22 protein-coding genes are annotated in these 23,987 nt (G+C 73.4%); 16 read left to right on the top strand and 6 right to left on the bottom strand.

Annotation, left to right across the window (positions count from 1 at the left end; all coding sequences use genetic code 11):
* Positions 1 to 17: 17 nt before the first annotated feature.
* Entirely contained in the window at positions 18 to 275 is a 258-nt protein-coding gene (locus ACF08B_RS24210) for an acyl carrier protein (RefSeq protein ID WP_392319321.1), read from the bottom strand.
* A 173-nt stretch (positions 276 to 448) separates the two neighbouring features.
* On the opposite strand from ACF08B_RS24210, the gene ACF08B_RS24215 reads away from it, so the two are divergent.
* From ACF08B_RS24215 to ACF08B_RS24230, 4 genes are all read left to right on the top strand, one after another.
* Positions 449 to 1,303 (top strand): hypothetical protein, encoded by an 855-nt coding sequence (locus ACF08B_RS24215; protein WP_392319322.1) that lies wholly within the window; start codon positions 449 to 451, stop codon positions 1,301 to 1,303.
* Positions 1,288 to 2,022, top strand: a complete 735-nt coding sequence (locus ACF08B_RS24220; RefSeq protein ID WP_392319323.1) for a 4'-phosphopantetheinyl transferase family protein — start codon at positions 1,288 to 1,290, stop codon at positions 2,020 to 2,022. Before ACF08B_RS24215 ends, ACF08B_RS24220 begins: the two co-directional genes overlap by 16 nt.
* Before the next feature lie 342 nt (positions 2,023 to 2,364).
* Positions 2,365 to 3,189 (top strand): BTAD domain-containing putative transcriptional regulator, encoded by an 825-nt coding sequence (locus ACF08B_RS24225; RefSeq protein ID WP_392319324.1) that lies wholly within the window; start codon positions 2,365 to 2,367, stop codon positions 3,187 to 3,189.
* Positions 3,190 to 3,274: 85 nt separating this feature from the next.
* The gene (locus tag ACF08B_RS24230; RefSeq protein ID WP_093471988.1) at positions 3,275 to 3,859 is read left to right on the top strand and encodes a flavodoxin family protein; all 585 of its coding nucleotides are present in this window, start codon (positions 3,275 to 3,277) and stop codon (positions 3,857 to 3,859) included.
* Between the two features lie 98 nt (positions 3,860 to 3,957).
* On the opposite strand, the gene ACF08B_RS24235 is transcribed toward ACF08B_RS24230, so the two are convergent.
* The 3 genes from ACF08B_RS24235 to ACF08B_RS24245 form a co-directional block, all read right to left on the bottom strand.
* A complete protein-coding gene (locus tag ACF08B_RS24235; protein ID WP_392319325.1) occupies positions 3,958 to 4,896 on the bottom strand; it encodes an alpha/beta hydrolase in 939 nt (312 codons plus the stop codon).
* Positions 4,897 to 5,205: 309 nt separating this feature from the next.
* Complete coding sequence (locus ACF08B_RS24240; RefSeq protein ID WP_392319326.1) at positions 5,206 to 6,294, bottom strand: DUF6081 family protein; 1,089 nt, start codon at positions 6,292 to 6,294, stop codon at positions 5,206 to 5,208.
* Positions 6,295 to 6,336: 42 nt separating this feature from the next.
* The gene (locus ACF08B_RS24245) at positions 6,337 to 7,536 is read right to left on the bottom strand and encodes an acyl-CoA dehydrogenase family protein (protein ID WP_392319327.1); all 1,200 of its coding nucleotides are present in this window, start codon (positions 7,534 to 7,536) and stop codon (positions 6,337 to 6,339) included.
* A 230-nt stretch (positions 7,537 to 7,766) separates the two neighbouring features.
* Between ACF08B_RS24245 and ACF08B_RS24250 the strand changes: the two genes are divergently transcribed.
* The 3 genes from ACF08B_RS24250 to ACF08B_RS24260 are packed head-to-tail and all read left to right on the top strand — an operon-like array spanning position 7,767 to position 9,743.
* Positions 7,767 to 8,609 (top strand): aromatase/cyclase, encoded by an 843-nt coding sequence (locus tag ACF08B_RS24250; protein ID WP_392319328.1) that lies wholly within the window; start codon positions 7,767 to 7,769, stop codon positions 8,607 to 8,609.
* Positions 8,606 to 9,373, top strand: coding sequence for a cyclase family protein (locus tag ACF08B_RS24255; RefSeq protein WP_392319329.1), 768 nt, complete (start codon positions 8,606 to 8,608; stop codon positions 9,371 to 9,373). The genes ACF08B_RS24250 and ACF08B_RS24255 overlap by 4 nt, the downstream gene beginning before the upstream one ends.
* Entirely contained in the window at positions 9,363 to 9,743 is a 381-nt protein-coding gene (locus ACF08B_RS24260) for a lipocalin-like domain-containing protein (protein WP_392319330.1), read from the top strand. The genes ACF08B_RS24255 and ACF08B_RS24260 overlap by 11 nt, the downstream gene beginning before the upstream one ends.
* Before the next feature lie 96 nt (positions 9,744 to 9,839).
* On the opposite strand, the gene ACF08B_RS24265 is transcribed toward ACF08B_RS24260, so the two are convergent.
* Positions 9,840 to 11,144, bottom strand: a complete 1,305-nt coding sequence (locus tag ACF08B_RS24265) for a LuxR C-terminal-related transcriptional regulator (RefSeq protein WP_392319331.1) — start codon at positions 11,142 to 11,144, stop codon at positions 9,840 to 9,842.
* Positions 11,145 to 11,395: 251 nt separating this feature from the next.
* Between ACF08B_RS24265 and ACF08B_RS24270 the strand changes: the two genes are divergently transcribed.
* The 8 genes from ACF08B_RS24270 to ACF08B_RS24305 are packed head-to-tail and all read left to right on the top strand — an operon-like array spanning position 11,396 to position 19,895.
* The gene (locus tag ACF08B_RS24270; protein ID WP_392319332.1) at positions 11,396 to 12,664 is read left to right on the top strand and encodes a beta-ketoacyl-[acyl-carrier-protein] synthase family protein; all 1,269 of its coding nucleotides are present in this window, start codon (positions 11,396 to 11,398) and stop codon (positions 12,662 to 12,664) included.
* Positions 12,661 to 13,890, top strand: coding sequence for a ketosynthase chain-length factor (locus ACF08B_RS24275; RefSeq protein WP_392319333.1), 1,230 nt, complete (start codon positions 12,661 to 12,663; stop codon positions 13,888 to 13,890). The genes ACF08B_RS24270 and ACF08B_RS24275 overlap by 4 nt, the downstream gene beginning before the upstream one ends.
* A complete protein-coding gene (locus ACF08B_RS24280) occupies positions 13,883 to 14,389 on the top strand; it encodes a flavin reductase family protein (RefSeq protein WP_392319334.1) in 507 nt (168 codons plus the stop codon). The genes ACF08B_RS24275 and ACF08B_RS24280 overlap by 8 nt, the downstream gene beginning before the upstream one ends.
* 35 nt (positions 14,390 to 14,424) lie before the next feature.
* The gene (locus ACF08B_RS24285; protein WP_392319335.1) at positions 14,425 to 16,335 is read left to right on the top strand and encodes a flavin-containing monooxygenase; all 1,911 of its coding nucleotides are present in this window, start codon (positions 14,425 to 14,427) and stop codon (positions 16,333 to 16,335) included.
* A 39-nt stretch (positions 16,336 to 16,374) separates the two neighbouring features.
* Entirely contained in the window at positions 16,375 to 17,511 is a 1,137-nt protein-coding gene (locus tag ACF08B_RS24290) for an acyl-CoA dehydrogenase family protein (protein WP_392319336.1), read from the top strand.
* Positions 17,512 to 17,521: 10 nt separating this feature from the next.
* Positions 17,522 to 18,565, top strand: a complete 1,044-nt coding sequence (locus ACF08B_RS24295) for a methyltransferase (RefSeq protein ID WP_392319337.1) — start codon at positions 17,522 to 17,524, stop codon at positions 18,563 to 18,565.
* Between the two features lie 5 nt (positions 18,566 to 18,570).
* Entirely contained in the window at positions 18,571 to 18,951 is a 381-nt protein-coding gene (locus tag ACF08B_RS24300) for a nuclear transport factor 2 family protein (protein WP_176985436.1), read from the top strand.
* Between the two features lie 8 nt (positions 18,952 to 18,959).
* Complete coding sequence (locus tag ACF08B_RS24305; RefSeq protein ID WP_392319541.1) at positions 18,960 to 19,895, top strand: NADP-dependent oxidoreductase; 936 nt, start codon at positions 18,960 to 18,962, stop codon at positions 19,893 to 19,895.
* Between the two features lie 18 nt (positions 19,896 to 19,913).
* Here ACF08B_RS24305 and ACF08B_RS24310 read toward each other — a convergent pair whose 3' ends face one another.
* Entirely contained in the window at positions 19,914 to 21,992 is a 2,079-nt protein-coding gene (locus ACF08B_RS24310) for a SpoIIE family protein phosphatase (protein ID WP_392319338.1), read from the bottom strand.
* Positions 21,993 to 22,248: 256 nt separating this feature from the next.
* Here ACF08B_RS24310 and ACF08B_RS24315 point away from each other — a divergent pair, with 256 nt between their 5' ends.
* Positions 22,249 to 23,961: a RecQ family ATP-dependent DNA helicase gene (locus tag ACF08B_RS24315; RefSeq protein WP_392319339.1), complete on the top strand. Its 1,713-nt coding sequence runs from the start codon at positions 22,249 to 22,251 to the stop codon at positions 23,959 to 23,961.
* Positions 23,962 to 23,987 lie beyond the last annotated feature (26 nt).

Genomic DNA, 23,987 nt, shown 5'->3' on the forward strand with positions numbered 1-23,987 from the left:
GGGTGTGCCCGGGCCGGTCAGCCGCCGGTGCGGACCGCCCCGTTCGCCAGGTCGAGCAGGTTGCGGGGCGTGCGGGCCTCGGACACGTCGTCGTCGGGCAGCACGATCCCGTACTCGTCCTGGATCGCCGCCGCCGTCTCCATGAGCGCGAGCGAGTCGTAACCCAGCTCCTCGAAAGGGGTGTCGAGCGTGGCACCGCTCACCTCGGCGCCCTCCTCCTCACCGGCGCAGTCCACCAGGATGCGGCGCAGGTCCTCGATGTCCAGGGTTGCCATGGCAGTCGTCTCCTCGATCGGCGTGTGACGTGGTCCCGGGCATCGTGCGGCCACCGTCTTGGAGGCCGCTGGAACCGGTCCAGCGGCGCTCCGGTGGCCTCCCAGCCGCCCGCGATGCCGGTCTCCCACCCTGAGGAGCACCCAACGGGGGGCTTCGGAAGGGGCGGTGGGCCATGGGCACGGACGACCGGCGGGTACGGGTCGCGGGAGGCGGGGGGCCTGCCCGGACGGGAGGCGCCCGGTCCAACGGGCTGAGGGTGGTGCCCGGCGGGCTCGGTCCGCTGGAGCCCCGGCGGCTGGTCGAACACGCGGAGGCGGCGCTGGAGGTCGTCGTCGGGGCCGTGGGCGGTCCTGCCACCGGCCGCCTCGGCCGGGTGCCGTCGGACGCCGTGGGCGCCTGCTACCTCGATCTGTGGATCTGCGATCGGCTCCTGCGCCACGACGGGGGTGGCCGGTCGGCCGCGGCCCAGTGCCTCGTCCCGCTGCTGTTGCTGGAGGGCGTCGGCGGGTTGGCTGCCGCTCTCGGGGCCGGACTGCACCGGCCCGAGCCCGCGGCGGTCGAGTACCGGCGCCGGCGGCGGGTGCTGGTACGGGCGGCACGGGAGCGCTCGCCGCAGGTGTGGGGGCGGCTCGCCCGGCGGATGGACCGCCTCGCGGCGGGCGAGGACCGTCTGGCCCACCCCCTCACCGCCGTACGGCACCGCGCGCTGCCGCGTCCGCTGCCGGAACTGGTCGGCGGGCTGGAGGAGGAGCGGCACCGCCTGGCCGCCGCCGTGGCCCGCGAGCCGGCCGCCGACGTGCGGTACGGTCCCGCCGAGCGGTACGCCCTGCTGACCGCCGCGGCCGCGTGTGTCGACGGCTGGCAGCCGCGCGACACCGGTGTCCACGACACCACCCTCGGCATCGGTGCCCGTCGCGCCCGCCTGTGCGGGGCTCTGTGCCGGCTCTCCGTGCGGCTCGATCTGCCGGTGTCCGAGGCGGCGCGTACGGCGTGGCGGGCGGACGTGCTGCGATGCGCCGTGGCGTGACGCCGCTGCTCGCCGTGGCGCCGGCGGACTCCTTCGGGCCGGTGCGGGCGGCGCTCGCCCGGTACGGCGATGTGGCCGTGCACGCGGATGCCGCGGACTGGGCCGTGGACCGGGAGGAGGAGGCCGCGCTGTGGGCGGGCGCCGAGCGCGGGCGGCTGGCCGGGCCGCTTCCCGCGCCGGTGCGGCAGCGGCTCGTGGCGTCCCGGCGGCTGGTCAGATGCGTGGCGGGGGCCGTCCTCGGGGTCGATCCGCTTCTCCTGGAACTCACCCGTGATCCGGGCGGCCGGCCCCGGCTGCGCGGGTACGCCCGCCTCCAGGTGAGTCTGAGTCACACCGGGAGCCGGCTGGTGCTCGCGCTCGGTGCGGGCGGGGTGCCGGTGGGGGTGGATGTGGAGCGTGCGGACCGGCCGGTGCGGGTGGAGACACTCGCGGGCCGCATCTGTACACCCCACGAACGGGCAGTGCTGGCGGGCCTGCCGCCGGCCGCACGTCCCGCCGTACTGCTGCGGTTGTGGACCCTGAAGGAAGCCCACGCCAAGGCGCTCGGGGCCGGACTGCGGCTGCCGTTCACCGGCTTCGGATTCCGCTTGCTGGGCCGTACGGCGGTGCTGACCGACGACCGGGGGCGGCCGGTGCGGCCCGTGGAGTCGCGGTTCACGACCCATCTCACCGGCACCGGGCACCTGGTCAGCGTCGCGGCGGGTTCCCCCGCGGGGTGATTCCGCTTGGCGTACACGAACTCCGGCGGAAATTCGTACGCCTTTTCGTCGCCATTGTGTGAAGACCGTCCCGGGCGCCGGTGAATGCACCCGCCAATTAGAGCAGTCCACGGCTAGTGTGACGCCGATCACTTCTGAGCCGCTGGCATTGATTGCGTTTGCTCTTATACCGTTCAAAACAGACGTGGACTGGACCATCAGGTGGTACGCGGTCGGCCACACGGGGGCACCGCGAAGCATTCTCGCCACATCCGACGTCGCCTACATCATCCGTAGCGGACGGAGATCGTTTGCACGATTCGGCGGACCATTTCGCGTGCTCGAAAAACAGGGGGAAAGAAATTGAAGTTCAAACTGCTGGGACAGTTCGAAGTAGTACTGAACAACGGCCGGCCGACGACCCTGACCAGGTCGAAAGTCAGCCAGCTCCTGGGACTGCTGGTCGTGCAGAACGGTGAGTCCGTCGGAGCCCACACACTGATCGAGGAGCTGTGGGGGGAGAACGTACCGCGCAGCGCGCTGACCACCCTGCAGACGTACATCTACCACGCCCGCAAGCTCTGCGGCATCGGCCCCGGCCGCCAGTCCGTCCTGGTGACCCGGCCCGCCGGCTACAGCATCGAGGTGCCCGGCGACTCCGTCGACAGCGTCGTCTTCGAGGGCCTGGTCAACCGCGCCCGCACGGCCCTCGACCAGCGGGACGCGGCGAAGGCCGCCGGGCTGCTCGACCAGGCGTTCGCCCTGTGGCGCGGCCCGGTACTGGCCGGGATGATCACGGGGCCGGTGCTCGACGCCCACCTGACCTACATCAACGAGCTGCGACTGTCCGCGCACGAGCTGCACATCGCGGCCTGCGCCCGGCTGGGCCGCCATCAGGAGATCATCCCGCGACTGCGCCTGCTGGTCGCGGAGAACCCGCTCAACGAGAGTTTCCACGCCCAGTTGATCAAGGCCTTGTACAAAAGCGCGCGGCGGGCCGAGGCCATCCAGGCCTACCGAAATCTCTGTCGCATACTCGACACGGAACTGGGCATCGAACCCGCACCGGAACTGCAGACGCTGCAGCAGGACCTCATGACCGGAATTCCGGCGGGCCAGTCCGCCGACCACTCCTTCGGGCAGGTTCTGTTAGCCGAAGGAGCAGTCCCCCGGCGCAGCTATTGCTGACAGCCTGGAAGCGTGCCCGAGCCGCGGCAGCGGAGATCGGGCGGGTATTCACCCACACAATTCTTGGCTGTCCGGAGGGAAACGCATGTCCGAGAACCCGGTATCCGTCGCCATCGCTTATCACAGCGGGTACGGGCACACCACGAGAATGGCCGAGGGGGTCGAGGAGGGCATCAGGTCCGTGGCGGGCGCCGCGGTCGAGGTGGTCAAGGTCGACGGCATCACCGAGGAGGACTGGGCCCGGCTCGACGCCGCCGACGCGATCATCTTCGGATCACCCACCTACATGGGTTCGGCGAGCCCCGCCTTCCACACCTTCGCCGCGGCCACCAGCGGGCGCTGGTACGGGCTGGCGTGGAAGGACAAGGTCGCGGCCGGCTTCACCACGTCCGGCGCGATGAGCGGCGACAAGCTGAACACGCTCCAGTACTTCACGGTGCTCGCCGCACAGCACGGAATGCACTGGGTGAACCTCGACCTGCTGCCCGGTGACACGGAGAACGACCTGAACCGGCTGGGCGGCTGGCTGGGCGCCATGGGCCAGTGCCCGGGCGACCAGGGTGCGGAGTCCATGCGCAAGGGCGACCTGCTCACCGCTGCCCACCTCGGGCGCCGGGTGGCGGAACACGCCCTGCTGCTGCGCACCGCGCGGGAGCGCACGGCCGCCTGACGCCGGCACCACGCACGAAGAGGGTGCCCCGGGGACGCACATCCCCGGGGCACCCTCTTCTGTCTCTTCTGTCTCTTCCGCCTCGTACGCCGGTCCGCTCAGTCCGCCCGCAGACCGCGGCGCAGCGCGTCGATCTGGTCGCGCACCATCCGGCGGGACACGGCGGCGTGCCCGATGCCGACGGAAGCGTGGAACGTCCCGGGGTAGTGGACCAGTTCGGTGGACACGCCCGCCTGGATCAGCCGGTGCGCGAAGTGGATCCCCTCGTCCCTCAGCGGATCGTACGCGCACACCCCGACGAACGCCGGCGGCAGCCCCGACAGGTCCTCGGCACGGGCCGGGGCCGCGAGGTGGGAAGCCGGTCCGGAACCGGTGTAGTGCTTCCAGCTGAGCACCAGGGCGGCCCGGTCCAGCACCGGTGTGTCCGTGAACTCCCGTGCGGAGACGGTCTCCAGGCGGTCGTCGAGCTGCGGGAAGAGCAGGTACTGGTAGCGGATGCGCGGACCGCCGGTGTCGCGGGCGCGCAGTGCCAGGGCCGCCGCCAGGGCGCCGCCCGCGCTGAACCCGCCCACACCGATCCGGTCCGGGTCGACGCCCAGTTCACCGGCGTGCGCGCGGGTCCACTCCAGTGCGGCCCAGCAGTCGTCCAGGCCCGCCGGGAACGGGTGTTCGGGGGCGAGGCGGTAGTCGGGCGAGACCACCACCGCGCCCACCTGGTCCGCGATCCGGGCGGCGAACGCGCGCGGGGTGTCCAGGTCCCCGGTGACGAACCCGCCCCAGTGCGGGAAGAGGAGCGCGGGCAGCGGGTCACCGGGCCGGGCTGCCGGGGCGTACACCCGCACGGTGAGGCCGGGGCCGCCCGCGACGGGCAGCACCCGGTCGCTCACCCGGACCCGGTCGAGGTGCTCGTAGTGCGGCTGCTTGGCCATCACCTGGCGCATGACCGCCCGGGCCGACTCGGGATCGGCGTAGTCCAGCGGCCGCATCCCCTTTGCCTCCGGGGCGAGTTGGGGGTCGAAGTCGTAGGAGGACGGCATGACGGAACTCCTCGGGAACGGCAAGGGACGGCGTCGGCGGCCCCGCCCGCGGCGCGCCCGGCCGCCGCCGCCCGCGAGGGGGGTGGGCCCGGGGGGGGGGGTGGTGCCCCCCCCCGCGGGCCCGCGGGGCGGGGGGGGGGGGGGTCTTTTGGGTGCGGCCGGTCGTCGCCGCCCTCCGCCGGCCCCCCGGGGGGGGGGGGGGGGGCGCCCCCCCGCGCCCCCCCCCCCCCCCCCCCCCCCCCGTCGAGGGGGGTGGGACGGTGGTCGGTGGTGGTGCCGCCCCCGGAGGGACGGCGGGGCGGGGCTCCGTCAGCCGGCGTTCCGGCTGAAGACGGTGAACCTGCGGACCCCGAGGGCCGCGCCCTGACCCCACAGACGGTTCTCCGGACGGCTCGCGTCGTCGAGGAAGGTCTGAGCGGTGGGCTCGCCGCGCGCCGGGTCGTAGTAGTGCCCCGTCTCCGTGGTCAGCCGGACCAGGCCCGAACCGGGCACGCCGGGGCGCGCGCCGTCGAGGGCGTCGAACAGACCGAGCCCGAAGGTGAACTGGCGCGGCGTCACCGTGGCCGGTGTGCCGCCGTGGTCGAGCAGCAGGTGGCGTCGGGAGGGCAGCAACTGGCCGATCCGGTCGACGGTGAACACCTCGCGCCCCTCCAGGCACCAGCGGATCACGCCCCGGGAGCGGTCGTACTCGATACGGACGTGGTGTTCGGCGGTGGGCGAGGAGCGGCGGGCGACCGGCACGGCGTAGGTGAAGGCCGCGTAGTCACCGAGGGTGTCGCGGTGGTTGGGGAGGCGCTCGTAGAACGCGTACACCGTCTTGTCGGTGAAGAAGAAGTCGACCGCGATGCCGGTCTCCTGGTCCTCCGCGGGCAGTCCGGCCATGGCGAGGCGCAGATCGTCGTGCGGGTCGGCGACCGCGGAGCCGAACGGGTGCGCCGCCGTGCCGAACGTGCCGGCCGTCAGCCGCGCCTCGGCGACCAGGAGGCGGCCGGGCTCGGCGGTGAAGCCCAGCGTGCCCTCGGCGGTGTGCTGGTCCGGGTACGACAGCCACTTGACGTGGTCGAGCGAGCCGGGCAGGCCGCTCGGCTCGTGCTGGCCGAGGGTCAGGGTGAAGGCGGGCTCGCCGGTGTGCGGGTTGCTGCCCTTGGCGGCGAGGCGCAGGCCGCGCCCGGACGTGTCGGCCACGGCGTCCTCGCCGACGCCGCCGCCGAAGGGGATCCGGGTCCAGCGGGCGCCCGGGCCGCTGGTGGCGAAGCCGCCGGAGAAGTCGTCCTCGAACAGGACGCGCCGGCCGGCGGACGAGGCGGTGCCCCTCGCCGAGGCCGGTCCGGCCGACAGGGCGGTGCCGGCGAGTGCGGCGGCGGTGACGGTGAGTGCCGTGCGGCGGCTCAGGGACATACGGGTTCCTTCCGAAGGACGTGCGCGGGGTCGGTGGGCGGATCAGAAGCCGAGCGACTGGTAGGCGTAGGCGGTGGCGGCGGACTCCACCTGGAGACCCTGGTGGCCGGCCATCGAGTTGACGTCCCGCCAGAACCGCTGCACCGGTTCGGCCGTGGACTGGCCGGTGGTGCCGACGCCGCGGAAGAGCCGGTTGGCGACGCCGACGAGGAGGTCGGTGGCCATGGCGCAGTCGCGCCAGCCCCGCATGGTCTGCGCCGGGGTGAGACCGTGGCCGCTGTCGTCGGCGCTGCGGGCGGCGCGCTCCAGGAGCAGCTCGGCCGCGTCGATCTCGCCGGCGCTCCGCGTCAGGGTCACGTCCCAGGTGACGCGGTGGAAGGACGGCATGCCGGGCAGCGTGGGAGCGGGGTTGCGCGCCGCCGCGCGGATCTTGCGTTCGGCGTGCCGCCGCCAGGCCGCGAGCGCGCCCTTGGCGGCGCCCAGTGCGGGGGCCGCGAACATCATGGTCGTGCCCTGCATCGGGACCGCCAGGCCCGGCGCGACGTCGACGGCGCCCCGCCCGCTGAAGAGGTCCTCACGGCTGACGGAGCGGGCCTGGGGCACGAACACGTGCTCGACGGTGACGGTGTGGCTGCCGGTCGCGGCCATGCCGACGTTGTGCCAGGTGTCCTCGGTGCGCCAGGCGCCGCGGGGCACCGCGAAGACACGGGGGGCGCCGGCCGGGCCGGACCCGGCCGGCGGGTTCGCCGCGAGCAGCGCCCAGTCGGCGTGGTCGATCGCGCTGACGAAGCGCCAGGTGCCGCTGAGCCGATGGCCGCCGGGGGCGGGGTGCGCGGTGCCGAGCGGGGTGAGGGAGGCGACGATAAACGCGTCGGGTCCCTCGGCCCACACCTCCTGGCGGCCCTCCCGCGGCAGATGGGCCGCCATCCGGCCGACGTGCGCGGCGAGCGAGACGCACCAGGCGGTCGCCGCGCAGCCCTCGCCGACGGCGCTCACGGCCCGCCCGAGTTCCAGGAAGGTCCCCTCGGTGCCGCCGTGTGCCGCGGGCACCAGGTGCCGCGCGAAGCCGGCGGCCACGGCCGCCTTGACGACGTCCGGTGCCAGGCGCCGCTCCCGCTCGGCGGCGGCGGCGCACCGGGCGGCCTCCTGGGCCACGTCCCGGGCGGCCGCCACCAGCGCCTGACGGTCCGGCGGTACGGAGGTCGTCGTGTGCGGGGGGTCGGTGCTCGGTGTCGGGGCCATGCTGGTCTCTCCTCGACTCGTACGGTGGACCGCCCCGGGCGCTGTCGCAGCCGGGCGCGGCCGGTCGGCGACCGGGAGCCTCGCCGCCACCGCCCGTATTTCGCTTGGCCGGCGCTTGGACGTGCCTGGCGCGGTGCACGCCGGACACCAGCGCGCTCCCAGCCGACTGCGAGGCACCGCCGGGACGCTGTGGCCCGTTACCGCTTCCCGTGTGCCTCGGAGGAGAGCCCGTGATCATCCACACCCTCGTCTACCGGTTCGCGGACTCGGTCGACGAGTCCCAGCGCCGCGAGTTCTTCACCGACCTGGAGAAGATCGCGCGCGGCTCGGGCCTCGTCACGCACTTCGGTCACGGACCGCACCACCGGCTGCCGGTCGACGACCACGCCGCCGGGACGACCGCCAACGCCGTGGCCCAGTTCGCCTGCCGCGACCTCGACGACCTGCGGGCGTTCTCGGAGCTTCCGCACGTGCACGAGCACATCGCCGGCTGGCGGTCCCGCATCGAGTACGACGCCGCCTACGCCAACCACGACGACCTGCTCCACGTCATCGCGCCCGCACTCACGAAGGAGAGTCCCATGCACCACACCGAACACACCGTCACCGTCGACGCCCCGGCCGCGATCGTCTGGGACGTCCTCGTCGACGTCGAGGGCTACGCGCGCATCTTCCCGCCCACGGAGGACGTGAAGATGCTGGAGGAGTCGCCCGAGCACCAGATCGCCCGCCTGACCGTCGACGTCAACGGCGAGGTGCAGTCCTGGATCTCCCGGCGGGACATCGACGCCGGCCGCCGCGTCATCGCCTACCGGCAGCTGGAGAACGCCCCGATGATGGGTTACATGGGCGGCGAGTGGCGGGCCCTGCCCATCGACGAGCACACCACCCAGCTGGTCCTGACCCACGACTTCAAGCCCCGCGAGCCGGAGGACGGCCTGATCGCCGGGAAGTTCACGTACGAACAGGCCGACGAGATGATCAAGGCGGCGGTGGAGCGCAACAGCGTGGCGGACCTCGGCGCGGTCAAGGACGAGGCGGAGAAGCTCGCCGTCGAGGGCGCCGCCGAGTGAGGCGCCTCGTCGACCTGAGCGTGGTCACCCGGCACACGCCGAGCGAGGCGACACCCGTCACGGTGGAACTCCTCGACCACGTCACCGGCGCCACCGTCCTCGGTCTGACGCCCGAGGACTTCCCGGACGGGATGGCGATCTCCAACGAGACGGTGACGCTGACCACCCACACCGGCACGCACATGGACGCGCCGCTGCACTACGGCCCGCTGAGCGGCGGCGCGCCCGCCAAGAGCATCGACCAGGTCCCGCTGGAGTGGTGCGTGGGTCCGGGCGTACGGCTGGACGTGCGGCATGTGCCGCCCGGCGAGGGCATCACGGTGGAGCATCTGCGCGCGGCACTGCGCGCGGCCGGACACACCCTGCGGCCCGGCGACATCGTCCTGCTGTGGACCGGTGCCGACGCGCTGTGGGGCGAGGCCGAGTACCTGACGAAGTACCCGGGCCTGACCGGTGAGGGCACGGCGTTCCTCGTGGAGTCCGGGGTGCGGGTGATCGGCATCGACGCCTGGGGTCTTGACCGGCCCATGCGGTCGATGATCGACGACTACCGCCGGACCGGCGACAAGAAGACCCTGTGGCCCGCGCACGTCTACGGCCGCACGCGCGAGTACCTCCAGTTGGAGAAGCTCGCGCAGCTGGCCGCACTGCCCGCGCCGACGGGCTTCACCGTGGTGTGCTTCCCGGTGGCGGTCGCCGGGGCGGGGGCGGGCTGGACCCGGGTGGTGGCCCTTCTCGACGACGAGGGCGGTCATGCGCGCTGACGACCTGGTCGGGGTGTGGCACCTGGTGTCGTTCCGGGAACTGGACGGCGCCGGCACCCCCGGCGTGGGCCCCCTGGGCGACGCGCCCCGGGGCCGGCTCCTCTACACCCGGGACGGGCACGTCTCGGTGCACATGATGCGCGGTCCGGACCCCGGCCCCGTCCCGTACATGGGCTACGCCGGGACCTGGCGTCTGGAGGGCTCCCGGATCGTGCACCGGATCGAGGTCACCCCCCGGCCCGACTGGACCGACACCGAGCAGACCCGGGAGGCGACGCTGGCAGAGGGCCGTCTGACGCTGCACGCCCGCACCCGCGTCGACGGGGTGGAGCACCGCAGGGTTCTCGTGTGGCGCAGGGACCGCGCCTAGGAAGTGGGCACGTTCGAGGGCCGCGACCACGGATGTGTGGTCGCGGCCCTCGGGTCTGCCGTAGGGCGTTCCTACGACGACGTCGGTGGACCAGGGTTACGACGTCAACGCCGGCGCGGTCGGGAACCCCGCCGCCAGTGCCAGCGCCGCCGCCTCGCCCCGCGTGCTGACGTCGAGCTTCTTCAGGATCTTCGCCACGTGGAACTTCACCGTGTGCTCGCTGATCAGCAGGCGCCCGGCGATGGCGCGGTTGCGGTGGCCCTGGACGAGCAGTTCCAGGACGTCGAGCTCCCGCGGGTTGAGGTCGCCGAGCGGGTCGTTGCGCTGCCGTTCCGGCGCGGCCAGCGGCAGCCGGACGGTGACGATCGTTCCCCATCCCGGTACCGCGTCGACGTCCACGGCACCGCTGACGGCCGCCGCCCGGTCGGTGAGCCGGTGCACGGCGAGGGCGTCACCGGCCAGGGTGCCGGGGCCGTCGTCCCGGATCACCGCGCGCACCTCGGACTCCTCGACGTGCCAGCTGATCCGGACCCGGCTCACCGCGCCCTGCTCCAGCATGGTCAGCACGGTGCCGCGGGTCGTCGTGCGCGCCGTCTGGGCGATCACCGAGGGGATCAGCCGCTCGGCCGCCTCCCCCACCGGGCCCTCGAACTCCAGCCGCACGTTGCCGTACCGGGACAGCAGTCCGAGCATCTCGGTGAGCCGTCCGAAGGCGTCGTGGGCCGTCTCCTCCCCCGGTACCCGCTCGGTGTCGCCGACCGAGCGCAGTTCGATCAGCGAGGACACCGCCAGGTCGACGGCGGTCCGGCGGGCCGTGCCGTCGTCGAGGCTGCGGTTGCGCAGCAGCCCGATCAGCGAGGTGAGCGTCGACGCGTGGGAGTCCGTCAGATCGGAGACGATGCGCGCGCGTTCGCTGTTCGCCATCCAGGGCGCCGTCTGGTTGACGGGGACGACGGTGGGCCACAGGGCCATCACCCGCAGCATCGCCAGATCCCACAACTGCTGTACGACGGGCAGGACTTCGGGGTCGGGTGCGGTGCCCTCCACCGGCAGCACCGCGAGCAGCGCGCCCGCCGAGCCGGGTGGCGCCGAGGCCACCGCGAGGACCGGGCGTGAGGCGTCGGCGAGTCTCGCCCGGTCGAACCGCGGCCTGCCGATGTCGACGTGTGTGGCGAGCTGGGCCATCTCGGCCGCGGTGACCGCCTCGGTCAGCTCGGCGTCCCCATGGCTCCAGGTCGCCGACGTCGGGCAGTCGCCGGTCAGCATCACCAGGGCCTCGTGCGCCACCAGGTCGGACAGCGCGTCGGAGAGCGTGGACAGTACCTGCTTGATGGGTGCCTGCATCAGCGCGGCCGCAACCGTCAGGGCACGCTGCGGGTTCCCCCAGTCCCGATATGCCATGTCTTTCATGCTACGGGCCCGGCGTCCGCTCCCCACTCGCCGAATGGCTGGTTGTGACCGGCCGTTCGGGTGGTCCGCCGGGCCCCGGCGGGCGCCCCACCATCCTCCCAGCGCCGTCCCAGCGGCCCGTAGGGCGGTGTCGGTCATGTTGGGCGCGGCGCACGGCACATGGCCGTACGCCGTCAGCTTCGGCACGAAGGGGGCCACAAGGTGAACGAGTCAGCAGCGGCTCGGCAGACGGGCGGGACGCGATGACCCGCCGCACGGTGATCACCGGCATGGGGGTGCGGACGCCCGGCGGGAACGGGGTGAAGGCGTTCTGGGAGCTGCTGACCTCCGGCCGCAGCGCCATCCGCCGCATCTCCTTCTTCGATCCGTCGCCCTATCGGTCGCAGATCGCCGGCGAGGCCGACTTCGACCCCGTGCTGGAGGGACTGACCCCCCTGGAGATCCGGCGCATGGACCGGGCCACGCAGTTCACGGTGGTCTGCGCGCGGGACGCGGTCGCCGACAGCGGGCTCGGCTTCGAGCGGCTGGATCCCGGCCGGATCGGGGTGAGTCTGGGCAGCGCGGTGGCCGCGGCGACCAGCCTGGAACAGGAGTACCTGGTGCTGTCGGACAGCGGACGCGACTGGCTGATGGACACCGCCAACCTGTCCCCGCACATGTTCGACTACCTGGTGCCGAGCGTGATGCCGGCCGAGGTGGCCTGGACGGTGGGCGCCGAGGGCCCGGTGGCCATGGTCTCCAACGGCTGCACCTCCGGGATCGACTCCGTGGGCCACGCCTGCCGGCTCATCGAGGAGGGCAGCGCCGACGTGATGCTCGCCGGTGCCGGCGACACTCCGGTCACGCCGATCGTCGTGGCCTGCTTCGACGCCATCAAGGCGACCACCTCGCGCAACGACGAACCCGAGCGGGCCTCCCGGCCGTTCGACCGCACCCGCAACGGCTTCGTCCTCGCCGAGGGCGCCGCGATGTTCGTCCTGGAGGAGTACGAGCACGCCCGGGCCCGCGGCGCGCACATCTACGCCGAGATCACCGGCTACGCCACGCGCTGCAACGCGTACCACATGACCGGGCTGAAGGCGGACGGCCGCGAGATGGCCGAGGCGATCCGCTCGGCCCTCGACGAGGCGCGCACCGATGCCACGGACATCGACTACATCAACGCGCACGGCTCGGGCACCAAGCAGAACGACCGCCACGAGACCGCCGCCTACAAGCGCAGCCTGGGCGAGCACGCCCGGCGCACGCCCGTCAGTTCCATCAAGTCGATGGTCGGGCACTCGCTGGGCGCGATCGGCTCGATCGAGATCGCCGCCTCGGCCCTCGCCCTGGAGAACGGCGTGGTCCCGCCCACGGCCAACCTGCACGAGGCGGACCCCGAGTGCGACCTGGACTACGTGCCGCTGACGGCGCGCGAGCGCGGTCTGCGCAACGTCCTGACCGTCGGCAGCGGCTTCGGCGGCTTCCAGTCCGCCATGGTGCTCCGGCACGTCCCTGGAGGTACCGCGTGAGCAGCGCACTCGTCACCGGAATCGGCCTGATCGCGCCGAACGCCACCGGCCCGGAGCCCTACTGGGCGGCCACGGTCGAGGGGCGGACCGGCATCGGCACCCTGACCCGCTTCGACGTGTCCCGCCATCCGGTCCGGCTGGCCGGTGAGATCCGGGACTTCGACGCGTCCGCCCAGCTGCCGGGCAGGTTGCTGCCGCAGACGGACGTCTCCACCCGGTACGCCCTGGTCGCCGCCGAACGGGCGCTCGCCGACGCGGGGATCGAGCCCGGCGCCTACGCCGACTACGACATGGGCGTGGTCACCGGCAACGCGCAGGGCGGCTTCGAGTTCACGCACCGCGAGTTCCGCAAGCTGTGGTCGCAGGGCCCGGAGAAGGTCAGCGTGTACGAGTCGTTCGCCTGGTTCTACGCGGTGAACACCGGCCAGATCTCCATCCGCCACCAGCTGCGCGGCCCCAGCAGCGCCCTGGTCGCCGAGCAGGCCGGCGGTCTGGACGCGATCGGGCACGCCCGGCGTACGATCCGGCGCGGCACGCCGATGGTCGTGACGGGCGGCGTCGACTCGGCGTTCGACCCCTGGGGCTGGGTGTCGCAGATCGCCGGCGGGCGGCTGACCACCTCCGGCGACCCGGACCGGGCCTACCAGCCGTTCGGCACGCACGCCGGCGGCCATGTGCCCGGCGAGGGCGGCGCGATCCTCGTCCTGGAGGACCCGCGGACGGCGCGGGAGCGGGGTGCCCGGCAGGTGTACGGGGAGATCGCCGGCTACGCCTCCACCTTCGACCCCGCTCCGGGCTCCGGCCGGCCGCCTGGCCTGCGCAGGGCGGCCGAACTCGCCCTGGCGGACGCGGGGCTGGCGCCCGATGACATCGACGTGGTGTTCGCGGACGCGGCGGGCAGCCCGGACCTCGACCGTGTGGAGGCCGAGGCCGTCAGCGGGCTGTTCGGTCCGCACGGCGTACCGGTGACCGCGCCCAAGGCCCTGACCGGCCGGCTGTGCTCCGGCGGCGGCCCGCTGGACGTGGCCGCCGCGCTGCTCAGCCTGCGCGAGGGCGTGATCCCGCCGACGTACGGCACGGACGAGGTGCCCGAGGAGTACGGCATCGACCTCGTGCGCGGCGCGCCCCGGGAGGTCCCGGTCCGGGCGGCGCTGGTGCTGGCGCGCGGCAAGTGGGGCTTCAACTCGGCGGTCGTCGTACGCGCCGCGGGGGCCCGGGATGACTGAGGGACTCAAGGAGGTCGTGGAGACGACCGGCGGGCTCCGGGAGGCCATGGCGCGGTTCCCGACGGGGGTCGCCATCGCCACCGTGCGCGACGAGCGCGGGCGGCCCCACGGGCTGACCGTCAGTTCCTTCTGCTCGGTCTCCCTGGACCCGCCGCTGGTCCTGCTCTGCGTCGCCCGGTCGGCGCAGTGCTTCCCGGTGTTCGCGCGTGCCTCCGAGTTCGCGGTGAGCGTGCTGCGCGAGCACCACGCGGAGCTGGCCGTGCGGTTCGCGACGGCCGGGGCCGAGAAGTTCGGCCCGGGCGGCCTGGGGCGCACCGCGCGGGGAGGTGTGGTCGTCGACGACGCCCTCGCCGTCGTGGAGTGCCTGGTGCAGCAGCGGCACGACGCGGGTGACCACGTGATCGTCGTCGGCAGGGTCGTCGGCACGCACCTCACCGAGTCGGGCGCGCCCGCCGTCTACTTCAACCGCCGGTTCGCCGCGCTCGGCCCGGCCTCATGACGACCCCCACTCCGGACACTTCGAAGGTGACGCACATGGCGTTCAGCCGGCCGCTGCGGCCGATTCCCGACGACGAGACCCTGCGCCGCCATCTGGCGGGCGCGGACGTGCCGGCGCTGTTGCTGACGGTGGCCCACCTGACGGGGGACACCGCCCTGCTCCGCGACGACCTGCGCGCACCGGGCTGGCTGTTCCAGCCGCAGGGCGGCCTGACCGCCGCGCGGCAGGAGGAGGCCCGCCGGCTCGCCTTCGAGGCGCTGACCGCGTGGCGGGACCGGGGCGGCACCCACGAACCGCCGGACCCCGCGCTGCTGCGGACGATCACCACCTGGGCCATGGGTTCCGACACCGGTGACCTGCTGGAACTGCTCGCGGAGGAGATCGCGCTGCCGCGGGACGACCCCAAGGCGCCCGACTGGACGCTGGAGCGGCTGCGCCCCGGCGCCGATCTGGACGTGGCCGTGATCGGCGCCGGGTTCAGCGGGCTGCTGGCCGCCCACCGGCTCGCCCAGGCCGGAGTGCCGGTCGTGGTGTACGAGAAGAACGAAGACGTCGGAGGCACCTGGTTCGAGAACACCTACCCGGGCTGCCGCACCGACGTCGCCAGCCACCTGTACAACTACTCCTTCGCGCCCCGCGCCGACTGGCCGGACCACTTCTGCCGGCGCGACACGGTCCTGGAGTACCTGCGGGACTTCGCGAAGGAGTCGGGGGTCGCCGACCGCGTCCGGTTCGGCACCGAGGTGCGGGAGCTGCGCTGGGACGACCGGGAGCGCCGCTGGCACCTCACCCTGGACGGCCCCGGCGGCCCCCGAACGGTCACGCACCGGATGGTGATCAGCGCCGTGGGCCAGCTCAACCGGCCGCAGCTGCCGGCCGTCGGCGGACTCGGCAGCTTCACCGGGCCCGCCTTCCACTCCGCCGCCTGGGACCACACGGCGGACCTCGCGGGCAAGCGGGTCGCGGTCGTCGGCACGGGCGCCAGCGCCTACCAGATCGTGCCCGAACTGGCCGGTGTCGCCTCCGAGGTGGTCGTCTTCCAGCGCAATCCGCCCTGGCTGCGGCCCACCCCGCACTACCACGAGCCGCTGTCCGGCAGCACCTCCTGGCTCTGCGAGCATCTGCCGTACTACGCCCAGTGGTACCGCTTCTGGCTGTTCGCGCCCGGACTGCGCGGCATCCTCGACGGCTGGATCGTGGACCACGACCACCCGCCCACCGAACGCGCCGTCTCCGCCCTCAACGAGCAGCTGCGCGCCTCTCTCCTCGAGTCCATGGAGGCCCAGCTCACCGACGCGCCCGCGCTGCGCGAGAAGGTCGTGCCGCGCTACCCGGTCGGCGCCAAGCGGGTACTGCGGGACGACGGAACCTGGCTCGCCACCCTCAAGCGGGACGACGTGACGCTGGTGACCGCCCCGGTGGAACGGGAGACACCGCTCGGACTGGTCGCTGACGGCGAGGAGTTCGAGGTCGACGTCATCGTCTACGCCACCGGGTTCCAGGCCTCGCGGTTCCTCACCCCGATGAAGGTGACCGGCGAGCAGGGCGTCGACCTGCACACCCGCTGGGGCGGGGCCCCCCGTGCCCACCTGGGCATCAGCGTCCCCGGCTTCCCCAACCTGTTCTGCCTGTACGGGCCGAACACCAATCTCGTCGGACAGGGCGGCAGCATCGTCTACTTCTCCGAGTGCGCCACCCGGTACGTCCTGGACACGATCCGCCTGCTGCTCACGCGGGACGCGGACGCGGTCCAGGTCCGCGAGGACGTGCACGACGACTACAACGCCTGGGTCGACGCGGCGAGCGCCGACCGGGCCTGGGTCTGGTCGAAGGTGAGCGGCTGGTACAAGGACGGCTCCCGCTCCGCCACCAACTGGCCCTTCTCCGCGGCCGAGTACTGGACACGCACCCGGCGCGCCGACCCGGACCACCTCCGACTCCGCTGACACGCGACGGCTTTTCCGAATCTAGGACGGGACACACACATGGTGGACACAGCCGCCGGCCCGCTGGCCACGGCAGCCCGCGACATCGCGGCGACCGCCGCCGGGCTCGCCGCCCGCATGGCCGAGCAGCGGCACATCGACGCCGGCCTGGTGACGGCGATGCGCGAAGCCGGCTTCATGAGGCACCTGGCACCCGCGCGGTTCGGCGGCGCCGGGGGCACCCTCGCCGACCTGCTGGACGCGGTGGCGACCCTGGGCGAGGCCTGCCCGGCGACCGCGTGGTGCGCCTCGCTCTTCGCGAGCACGCCCCGGTTCGTGCCCTGCTTCCCCGAGGCCGGGCAGAAGGAGTTCTGGGCGGAGGGTCCGGACACCGCGTTCGTCTGCTCGGTGCTGCCGTTCGGCGAGGCGGTGCCGGACGCCGACGGGCTGCGCGTCAGCGGACGATGGCCGTACATGAGCGCCGCGGAGCACGCGGACTGGATCGTCGTCTGCGCCCGGACCACCGGCGCCGGCGGGTCCCGGCTCACGCTGGTGGCGGTGCCCGCGTCGGCCGTCCGCATCGAGGACACCTGGGACAGCGTGGGGATGCGCGCCACCGGCAGTGACACCGTCGTCCTGGAGAACGTGCCCGTCCCCGCCGCCCGGTACGTCGACCGGGACGCGGTGTTCGCGGGGCGGGCCGCCGACGGAACCTCCATCGCCCCGCTGGCCGCCGTGAACGGCCTGACGTTCGTCGTCCCCGCGCTCGGCGCCGCACAGGGCGCCCTGGCCGAGCTCACCCGGCACCTGGCGGGCAAGCTCGCGGAGGTGACGCCGACGCCGGGCATGCCCGGCCCCGGCGGCAGCCTGGCCACCCAGGAGATGACCCTGGCCCGCTCGGCCGCCGAGATCGACAGCGCGCGTCTGCTGCTCACGCGCATCGCCCGACTCGCCGACGACGGCGGCCCGTTCACCGGGCGGACGATCGCGCGGAACATGCGCGACAGCGCCTTCACCGTCGAGCTGCTGCTCTCCGCCGTCAACCGCGTCTTTCGCGCCGCGGGCACCGGCGGGCAGACGGCCCACGGCCCGCTGGAGCGCTTCTGGCACGACGTCAACGCCGTCGCCACCCACCAGGCCGTGCAGTTCGAGCCGGCCGCGCACCACTACGCGCGCGCCCTGTTCACCACCCCTTGAGGAGGACGTCATGAAGAACACGAACCCGCCCCCGGAGTCCGCCCCCTCGGCCGACCGCATCCTGGAGACGGCCCTGGCCTTCCAGGCGTCGAGGACGCTGCTCAGCGCCGTCGAGGTCGGCGTCTTCACCGAGCTGGCCAGGAAACCGGCCGATGTCCACGAGTTGCGGGAGCGGCTCGGTCTGCATCCGCGCGGCGCCCGGGACTTCTTCGACGCGCTGGTCGCGCTGGGTTTCCTGCGCCGCGAGGACGGCGTCTACCACAACACCCCCGAGTCCGAGGCCCACCTGGACCGGGCCAAGCCCGGCTACGGGCATGTCGCACCGATGCTGGAGATGGCCGGGTCCCGGTTGTTCGGCATCTGGAACCGGCTGTCGGACTCCCTGCGGACCGGCCTCTCCCAGGACGAGTCGAAGGACGTGGACCGGGACACCTACGACGCCCTGTACGCGGACCCCGCCCGCCTGCGGACGTTCCTCTCGTCGATGACGGGCATCAGCCATCGCGCCAATCTCCGCATCGCACGTCAGGTGCCCTGGGAGGACTACACGACGATGGCCGACATGGGCACCGCGCAGGGCGACCTCGCGGTGCAGGTGCTGCTCGCCAACCCGCGGCTGACCGGCACCGGTTTCGACCTGCCCCAGGCGGAGCCGGTGTTCACCGAGTACGCCGAGCGGCACGGCCTGACGGACCGGCTCGGCTTCACCGGCGGTGACTTCTTCACCGACCCCTTCCCGCGGGCCGACGTGCTGACCTTCGGCCACATCCTGCACAACTGGGACCTGGAGAGGAAGAAGGTCCTGCTGCGCAAGGCGTGGGAGGCGCTGCCGCAGGGCGGCGCGGTGGTGGTGTACGACACCCTCATCGACGACGACCGGTCCGAGAACGCGTTCGCCCTGCTCATGAGCCTGAACATGCTCGCCGTCACGGACGGCGGCTTCGGCTACACCGGCCTCGAGTGCCAGGAGTGGATGCGGGAGGCCGGTTTCGAGCGCACCTGGACGGAACACCTCGTGGGGCCCGACTCGATCGTGGTAGGGGTCAAGGAATGAACGCGATGAAGCAGAACAAGGAACTGGTCTCCGAATACATCCGGCTTTTCTACAACGAGAAGGACTTCGACCGGGCCCGGGAGCTGCTGACCGAGGGCTTCGTCAACCACCACCACGGCGTCGGCGCCGGCCGGGACCGTACCGTCGAGACGTTCCGGGCCGCCGTCTCGGTGATGCCCGAGTTCTCGCTCACCGTGCGGCGCGTGGTCGCGGAGGGCGACCAGGTGTGGACCCACAGCGTGGCCAGGGCGGCGCCGGGGGCGCACCCGTCGGTCGTCGTGGACATCTGGCGCGTCGAGGACGGCCGGCTGGCCGAGCACTGGGACGTCGGCCAGCCCGTGCCGGAGGGTTCGACCCTGGACGCGATGATCGAGGGCGCCGGATGACCGCTCTGATGCGGGCCGTCGTCCAGCGCGCCTTCGGCGGGCCGGGCGTCCTGGAGCCCGCTCGGGTGCCCCGGCCGGCCCCGGCGCTCAACGAGGTGCTGGTCCGGGTCCACGCGGCCGGTGTGAACCCGATCGACGCCCTGGTCCGGTCGGGGGAGCTTCCGCTGCTGGGCGCACCGCCCTTCACCGTCGGCTGGGACGTCTCCGGTGTCGTGGCCGCGACCGCTCCGGGCGTGACCCGGTTCGCCGTGGGGGACGAGGTGTACGGCATGCCGTGCATCCCGCGTGCGGCGGCCGCCTACGCCGAGTACGTCGTGGCGCCCTCCCGGCAGCTCGCCCGTAAACCGGCGTCCGTCGATCACCGTACGGCGGCGGGGCTGCCGCTGGCCGGGCTGACGGCGTGGCAGGCGCTGGTCGAGACCGGGTGGGCGGGGCGGGGCACACGGGTGCTGGTGCACGGCGGGGGCGGCGGCGTGGGCCATCTCGCCGTGCAGATCGCCAAGGCCCGCGGGGCCGAGGTGATCGCCACGGCGAGCGCCGGCAAGGCGGCCTTCGTGCGGGCCCTGGGCGCCGACCGGGTGATCGACTACCGGGCGGTGGACTTCGCCGCCGAGGTCCGGGACGTCGACGTGGTCCTCGACGGCGTCGGCGGCGACACGGCCGTACGCTCGCTGGACGTGCTGCGGCCCGGTGGCGCGCTGGTGACGATCGTGGAGATGCGGAACACGGAGTTGGCCCGGCTGGCCGAGGCGCGCGGGCTGCGTTTCCACGGTGTCACGGCGGAACCGGACCACGTGGGTCTGGCGGCCCTCGCGGACCTGGTCGACGCCGGTCTGCTGCGCCCGCACATCGACCGCTCGCTGCCGCTGGACGAGGCGGCACAGGCCCACCGGCTGCTGGACACGGGCACGCTGACCGGGAAGGTGGTGCTGGAGACGGCCTGACCTCGGGGGCCGGCTCCGTCAGGCGGGCGCGAGCGGTTCTACGCGGGCGATGAGCAGGGCGACGTCGTCGTGTCCTGCGGGGTGCCGCAGCTCCCGCAGGAGCCGGTCGCAGGTCTCCTCCGTCGACCGGTCCGGTGGTGTCAGGAGGCGCATGAGGTCGTCCAGCCGCTCGTCGATGGGGTCGTGGCGGGTTTCCACGAGTCCGTCGGTGTACAGGACGAGGCGGTCGCCGGACTCCAGGTCGAGGGTCGTCACCTCGAAGGGCACCCCGCGGACGCCGAGCGGGGTGCCGGTGGGCAGCCGGAGCAGTTCCGGCTGCCGGCCGTCCCGCACCAGGACCGGGGGCAGATGGCCGGCGGATGCCACGTGCAGCAGGGCGCGGTGGGGGTCGTACACCGCGTACAGGCAGGTGGCGAGGTGGTCCAGATCGGCGGTGATCTTGTCGAGGTGGGTGAGGATCCGGGCCGGGTCGAGGTCCAGGTCGGCCAGGGTGGAGGTGGCGGTGCGCAGCCGGCCCATGGTGGTGGCGGCGGTGACACCGCTGCCCATGACGTCGCCCACCGCGAGGGCGGTCCGGTCGTCGTCGAGGGCGATCACGTCGTACCAGTCGCCGCCCACCTCGCTGAAGGCCTGGGCGGGCCGGTAGCGGGCGGCGACCTCGAGGCCGGGTCGTCCGGGCGGGAGCCGCGGGAGGAGGCTGCGCTGCAGCGTCTCCGCGGCACCGCGGATGTGCTGGTGGAGTACGGCGTTGTCGATGCTCAGCGCGGCGGACGAGGCCATCTCGCAGGCGAGGGTGAGGTCGTCCTGGTCGAACGGCAGGGGGTTGCGGGCCCGGGCCAGGCCCATGACGCCGATGATCTGCTCGCGGGCGATCAGCGGAACGGCCATGTCGGTGTGCACACCCGCCCGGGCCAGCAGGCGGGCGGCCTCGGAGTCGGCGGCGATACGGCCCAGATCGTCGCCGCTCACATGGGTGATCAGGAGGGGGCGGCGGGTGCGGACGCAGTGGGACGCCGGATGGTCGGCGTGGTACGTGACGAGGCTGCCGGGCGGCACGATGGCCCGGTCGGCGTCGGTGGGGTAGGCGGTCTTCACCGCGACGGCACGGAACAGGGCCGGGCCCTGGTCGAGGTCCGCCCGGCCCGTCTGCAGGACCGAGTCCAGGAGGTCCACGGCGACCATGTCTGCGAGGTCGGGCACCAGGACGTCGGCCAGTTCCCGTGCCGTGCGCTCCACCTCCAGGGTGGTGCCGATCCGGCCCGAGGCGTTGGCGAGGAGACGCAGCCGGTGCTGGGCCTCGTCGGCCTTCTTCGCCGCCCGGTACCGGTCGGTGACGTCGACGACGACATAGGCGAGGCCCAGGACATGACCGAGGTGGTCCTCCAGCCGGTAGGTCGACACCGCCCACGCGTGGTCGGTCTCCGGGTCGGCGGCGGTGCGCCCCACCACCTGCTGGTCCACCACGGGCGCGCCGGTCGCCAGCACGTGCCGCATCACGGTCTCCGCTCCCAGGAAGGGGGCGCCGGGCAGGATCTCGCGGAACTTCCGGCCCACGTGGTCGGACTCGGGGACGCCGTGCATCGCCGCCAGGGCCGGGTTGATGGCCAGGTACCGCAGGTCGGGGTCGAGGACGGCCAGCCCGATGGGTGCCTGGGTGACCAGACGGGTGGACAGGGCCACCTTGCGTTCCACGTGCCGAACCGTGGCCCGGTCGGCGGCCAGCCCGAGGGCGTAGTGGTCACCGAGGTTGTCGGTGAGCCGCATGTTGCGGAACTCGACCATCCGGGTGCTGCCGTCCTTGTGCCGGACGGGGAACGCCCCGGCCCAGGCGCGGCCGCTCGCCATCACCTCGGCGAACAGTTCGATCACCGCGTCCTGGTGCTCCGGGCGGACGAGCAGCGGTGCGGCGTACTGCCCGACCGCCTCACTGCGGGCGTAGCCGAACAGCTGCTCGGCCTGGGGGCTCCACATGTCGATCCTGCCGTCGGCCTTCAGCAGCACGGCGGCGACGTTCAGCAGGTCCATCAGCCCGCTCGGGGCCACCGCGCCGCTCGCCGGACGATCGGACGGCTGCGAGCCCGGGCTCGCTCGCGTCATCGCACGCGCTCCTTCCACCTGCCGGTCCCGGCGGCCGTACCGGCTTCGCCTCGCGGTCGGGCGGAACGGCGTCCTCCCGGGAGATCAGCAGCTCTCTCCACGATGCAGCACCGGACCGGGGACGGCCACGGCGGCGGACCGGACCGCCCCCGGCGGCGGTCGGCCGGCGGCGGACGCCCGGCGCGGCATGGCGGCGGAGCCGGCGGGCACCCGTGGTCCGTGCCCAGGACTTTCGGGGTGGCCGGAAGGAGCGGGGATGAGCGACGAGCGTTTGGGATCGGACGAAAGGCGGACCCGGCGACTGCGCGACACCGCCGCGGAGGTGTTCGGCTGGGAGGAGCTGCGCCCGGAACAGGTCACCGCCATGGGGTGCGTGCTCCAGGGCAGGGACACGCTCGTCGTCATGCCGACCGGGTCCGGGAAGTCCGCCGTGTACCAGGTCCCCGCCCTGCTGCTGGCCGGCCCGGTCGTGGTCGTGTCACCCCTGCTGGCCCTCCAGCGGGACCAGATCGCCGGGCTGCCCGACGGCGACCGCTCCCCCGGCGCCGTGGCCCTGAATTCCGACCTCGGCGCGGCGGAGACGGAGGACGCCTGGGACCAGGTGCGCGGCGGGGAGGTCCGGTACGTCTACCTCTCCCCCGAGCAGCTCGCCAAGGACGACGTCGTACGACGGCTCGCCGATGCGCGCCCCGGGCTGTTCGTGGTGGACGAGGCCCAGTGCGTGTCCTCCTGGGGCCACGACTTCCGGCCCGACTACCTGCGGCTGGCGCAGGCCGCGCGGCGCCTGGGCCGGCCACCGGTCCTCGCGCTCACCGCGACCGCCGCTCCCCCGGTCCGGCAGGACATCGTCGAACGGCTCGGCATGGACCGGCCGCGGCAGCTCGTCACCGGATTCGACCGGCCCGAGATCAGGCTGGAGGCGCGCCGCCACCTGGACGACGACGAGCGGCGGCGCACGGTCGTCGAGCGGGCCGCCGCCGAGGAGAAGCCCGGCATCGTCTACGCGGCGACCCGCAAGGACAGCGAGTTCTACGCCGCCGAGCTGAGCGCGCTCGGGCTCGCGGCCGAGGCGTACCACGCGGGCCTGCGCGCCGCCGAGCGCCGGCGGATCCACGAGGCCTTCCTCGCGGGCCGGACGGATGTCGTCGTGGCGACCTCGGCCTTCGGGATGGGCATCGACAAGGAGGACGTGCGTTTCGTGCTGCACGCCTCGCTGCCGGGTTCCCTGGACGCCTACTACCAGGAGATCGGGCGCTGCGGCCGGGACGGTCGCTCCGCCCTCGCCGTGCTGCACTACCGGACCGAGGACACCGGGATGCAGGCCTATTTCAGCGGCCGCACCCCCGGCCGGGACACCCTGGCGACGGTCGTGCGGGCCGTGCACGGCCGCGGCGATCCGGCGGGGCTCGACGAACTGAGACGGGACACCGGCATGGGGCGCACCCGGCTGACGAAGGCGGTGAACCTCCTGGAGGAGGCCGGCGCCGTCGTCACGGACGCCTCGGGCGCCGTCGGGCCGGTCCCGGGCACGGCCGAGGCGGGCGCGGTGCGCCGGGCCACGGACAGCGCCGAGGCCCACAGACGCATGGACCGCTCGAGGGTCGACATGGCCCGCTCCTACGCCGAGACGACCGGTTGCCGACGGCGTTTCCTGCTGGGCTACTTCGGCGAGGAGTACCAGGAGCCGTGCGGCAGCTGCGACGTCTGTGACGGGCCGGAGGCCGGGCGCGGTGACGGGACGCCGGGCGAGCGTCGTCCGGCGCATCCGGACACCGGCCGCTATCCCGTCGGGGCCGCGGTACGGCACCAGGGGTGGGGCCGGGGGACGGTGCTGAGCGAGGACAGGGACCGCATCACCGTGCTCTTCGACGAAGTCGGCTACCGGACACTCGCCCTGGACGCCCTGGCCGGCCAGGACGGCCTCCTCACGGTGACGGACGCACCGGACGGGCAAGGGCCCGACTCCTGACGGGGCGGTCATCCCCCCGATGACGT

Origin of the sequence: Streptomyces sp. NPDC015139, from assembly GCF_043079785.1 — a bacterium.
In the GTDB taxonomy this organism is placed as follows: Bacteria; Actinomycetota; Actinomycetes; order Streptomycetales; family Streptomycetaceae; genus Streptomyces; species Streptomyces albidocamelliae.

Coding starts and splice junctions, on each gene's coding strand:
- ACF08B_RS24310 (WP_392319338.1), bottom strand. CDS start 21,992: ATGACGCGAGCGAGCCCGGGCTCGCAGCCGTCCGATCGTCCGGCGAGC.
- ACF08B_RS24230 (WP_093471988.1), top strand. CDS start 3,275: ATGTCCGAGAACCCGGTATCCGTCGCCATCGCTTATCACAGCGGGTAC.
- ACF08B_RS24215 (WP_392319322.1), top strand. CDS start 449: ATGGGCACGGACGACCGGCGGGTACGGGTCGCGGGAGGCGGGGGGCCT.
- ACF08B_RS24220 (WP_392319323.1), top strand. CDS start 1,288: ATGCGCCGTGGCGTGACGCCGCTGCTCGCCGTGGCGCCGGCGGACTCC.
- ACF08B_RS24270 (WP_392319332.1), top strand. CDS start 11,396: ATGACCCGCCGCACGGTGATCACCGGCATGGGGGTGCGGACGCCCGGC.
- ACF08B_RS24245 (WP_392319327.1), bottom strand. CDS start 7,536: ATGGCCCCGACACCGAGCACCGACCCCCCGCACACGACGACCTCCGTA.
- ACF08B_RS24265 (WP_392319331.1), bottom strand. CDS start 11,144: ATGGCATATCGGGACTGGGGGAACCCGCAGCGTGCCCTGACGGTTGCG.
- ACF08B_RS24315 (WP_392319339.1), top strand. CDS start 22,249: ATGAGCGACGAGCGTTTGGGATCGGACGAAAGGCGGACCCGGCGACTG.
- ACF08B_RS24300 (WP_176985436.1), top strand. CDS start 18,571: ATGAAGCAGAACAAGGAACTGGTCTCCGAATACATCCGGCTTTTCTAC.
- ACF08B_RS24285 (WP_392319335.1), top strand. CDS start 14,425: ATGGCGTTCAGCCGGCCGCTGCGGCCGATTCCCGACGACGAGACCCTG.
- ACF08B_RS24260 (WP_392319330.1), top strand. CDS start 9,363: ATGCGCGCTGACGACCTGGTCGGGGTGTGGCACCTGGTGTCGTTCCGG.
- ACF08B_RS24305 (WP_392319541.1), top strand. CDS start 18,960: ATGCGGGCCGTCGTCCAGCGCGCCTTCGGCGGGCCGGGCGTCCTGGAG.
- ACF08B_RS24290 (WP_392319336.1), top strand. CDS start 16,375: ATGGTGGACACAGCCGCCGGCCCGCTGGCCACGGCAGCCCGCGACATC.
- ACF08B_RS24280 (WP_392319334.1), top strand. CDS start 13,883: ATGACTGAGGGACTCAAGGAGGTCGTGGAGACGACCGGCGGGCTCCGG.
- ACF08B_RS24295 (WP_392319337.1), top strand. CDS start 17,522: ATGAAGAACACGAACCCGCCCCCGGAGTCCGCCCCCTCGGCCGACCGC.
- ACF08B_RS24240 (WP_392319326.1), bottom strand. CDS start 6,294: ATGTCCCTGAGCCGCCGCACGGCACTCACCGTCACCGCCGCCGCACTC.
- ACF08B_RS24210 (WP_392319321.1), bottom strand. CDS start 275: ATGGCAACCCTGGACATCGAGGACCTGCGCCGCATCCTGGTGGACTGC.
- ACF08B_RS24235 (WP_392319325.1), bottom strand. CDS start 4,896: ATGCCGTCCTCCTACGACTTCGACCCCCAACTCGCCCCGGAGGCAAAG.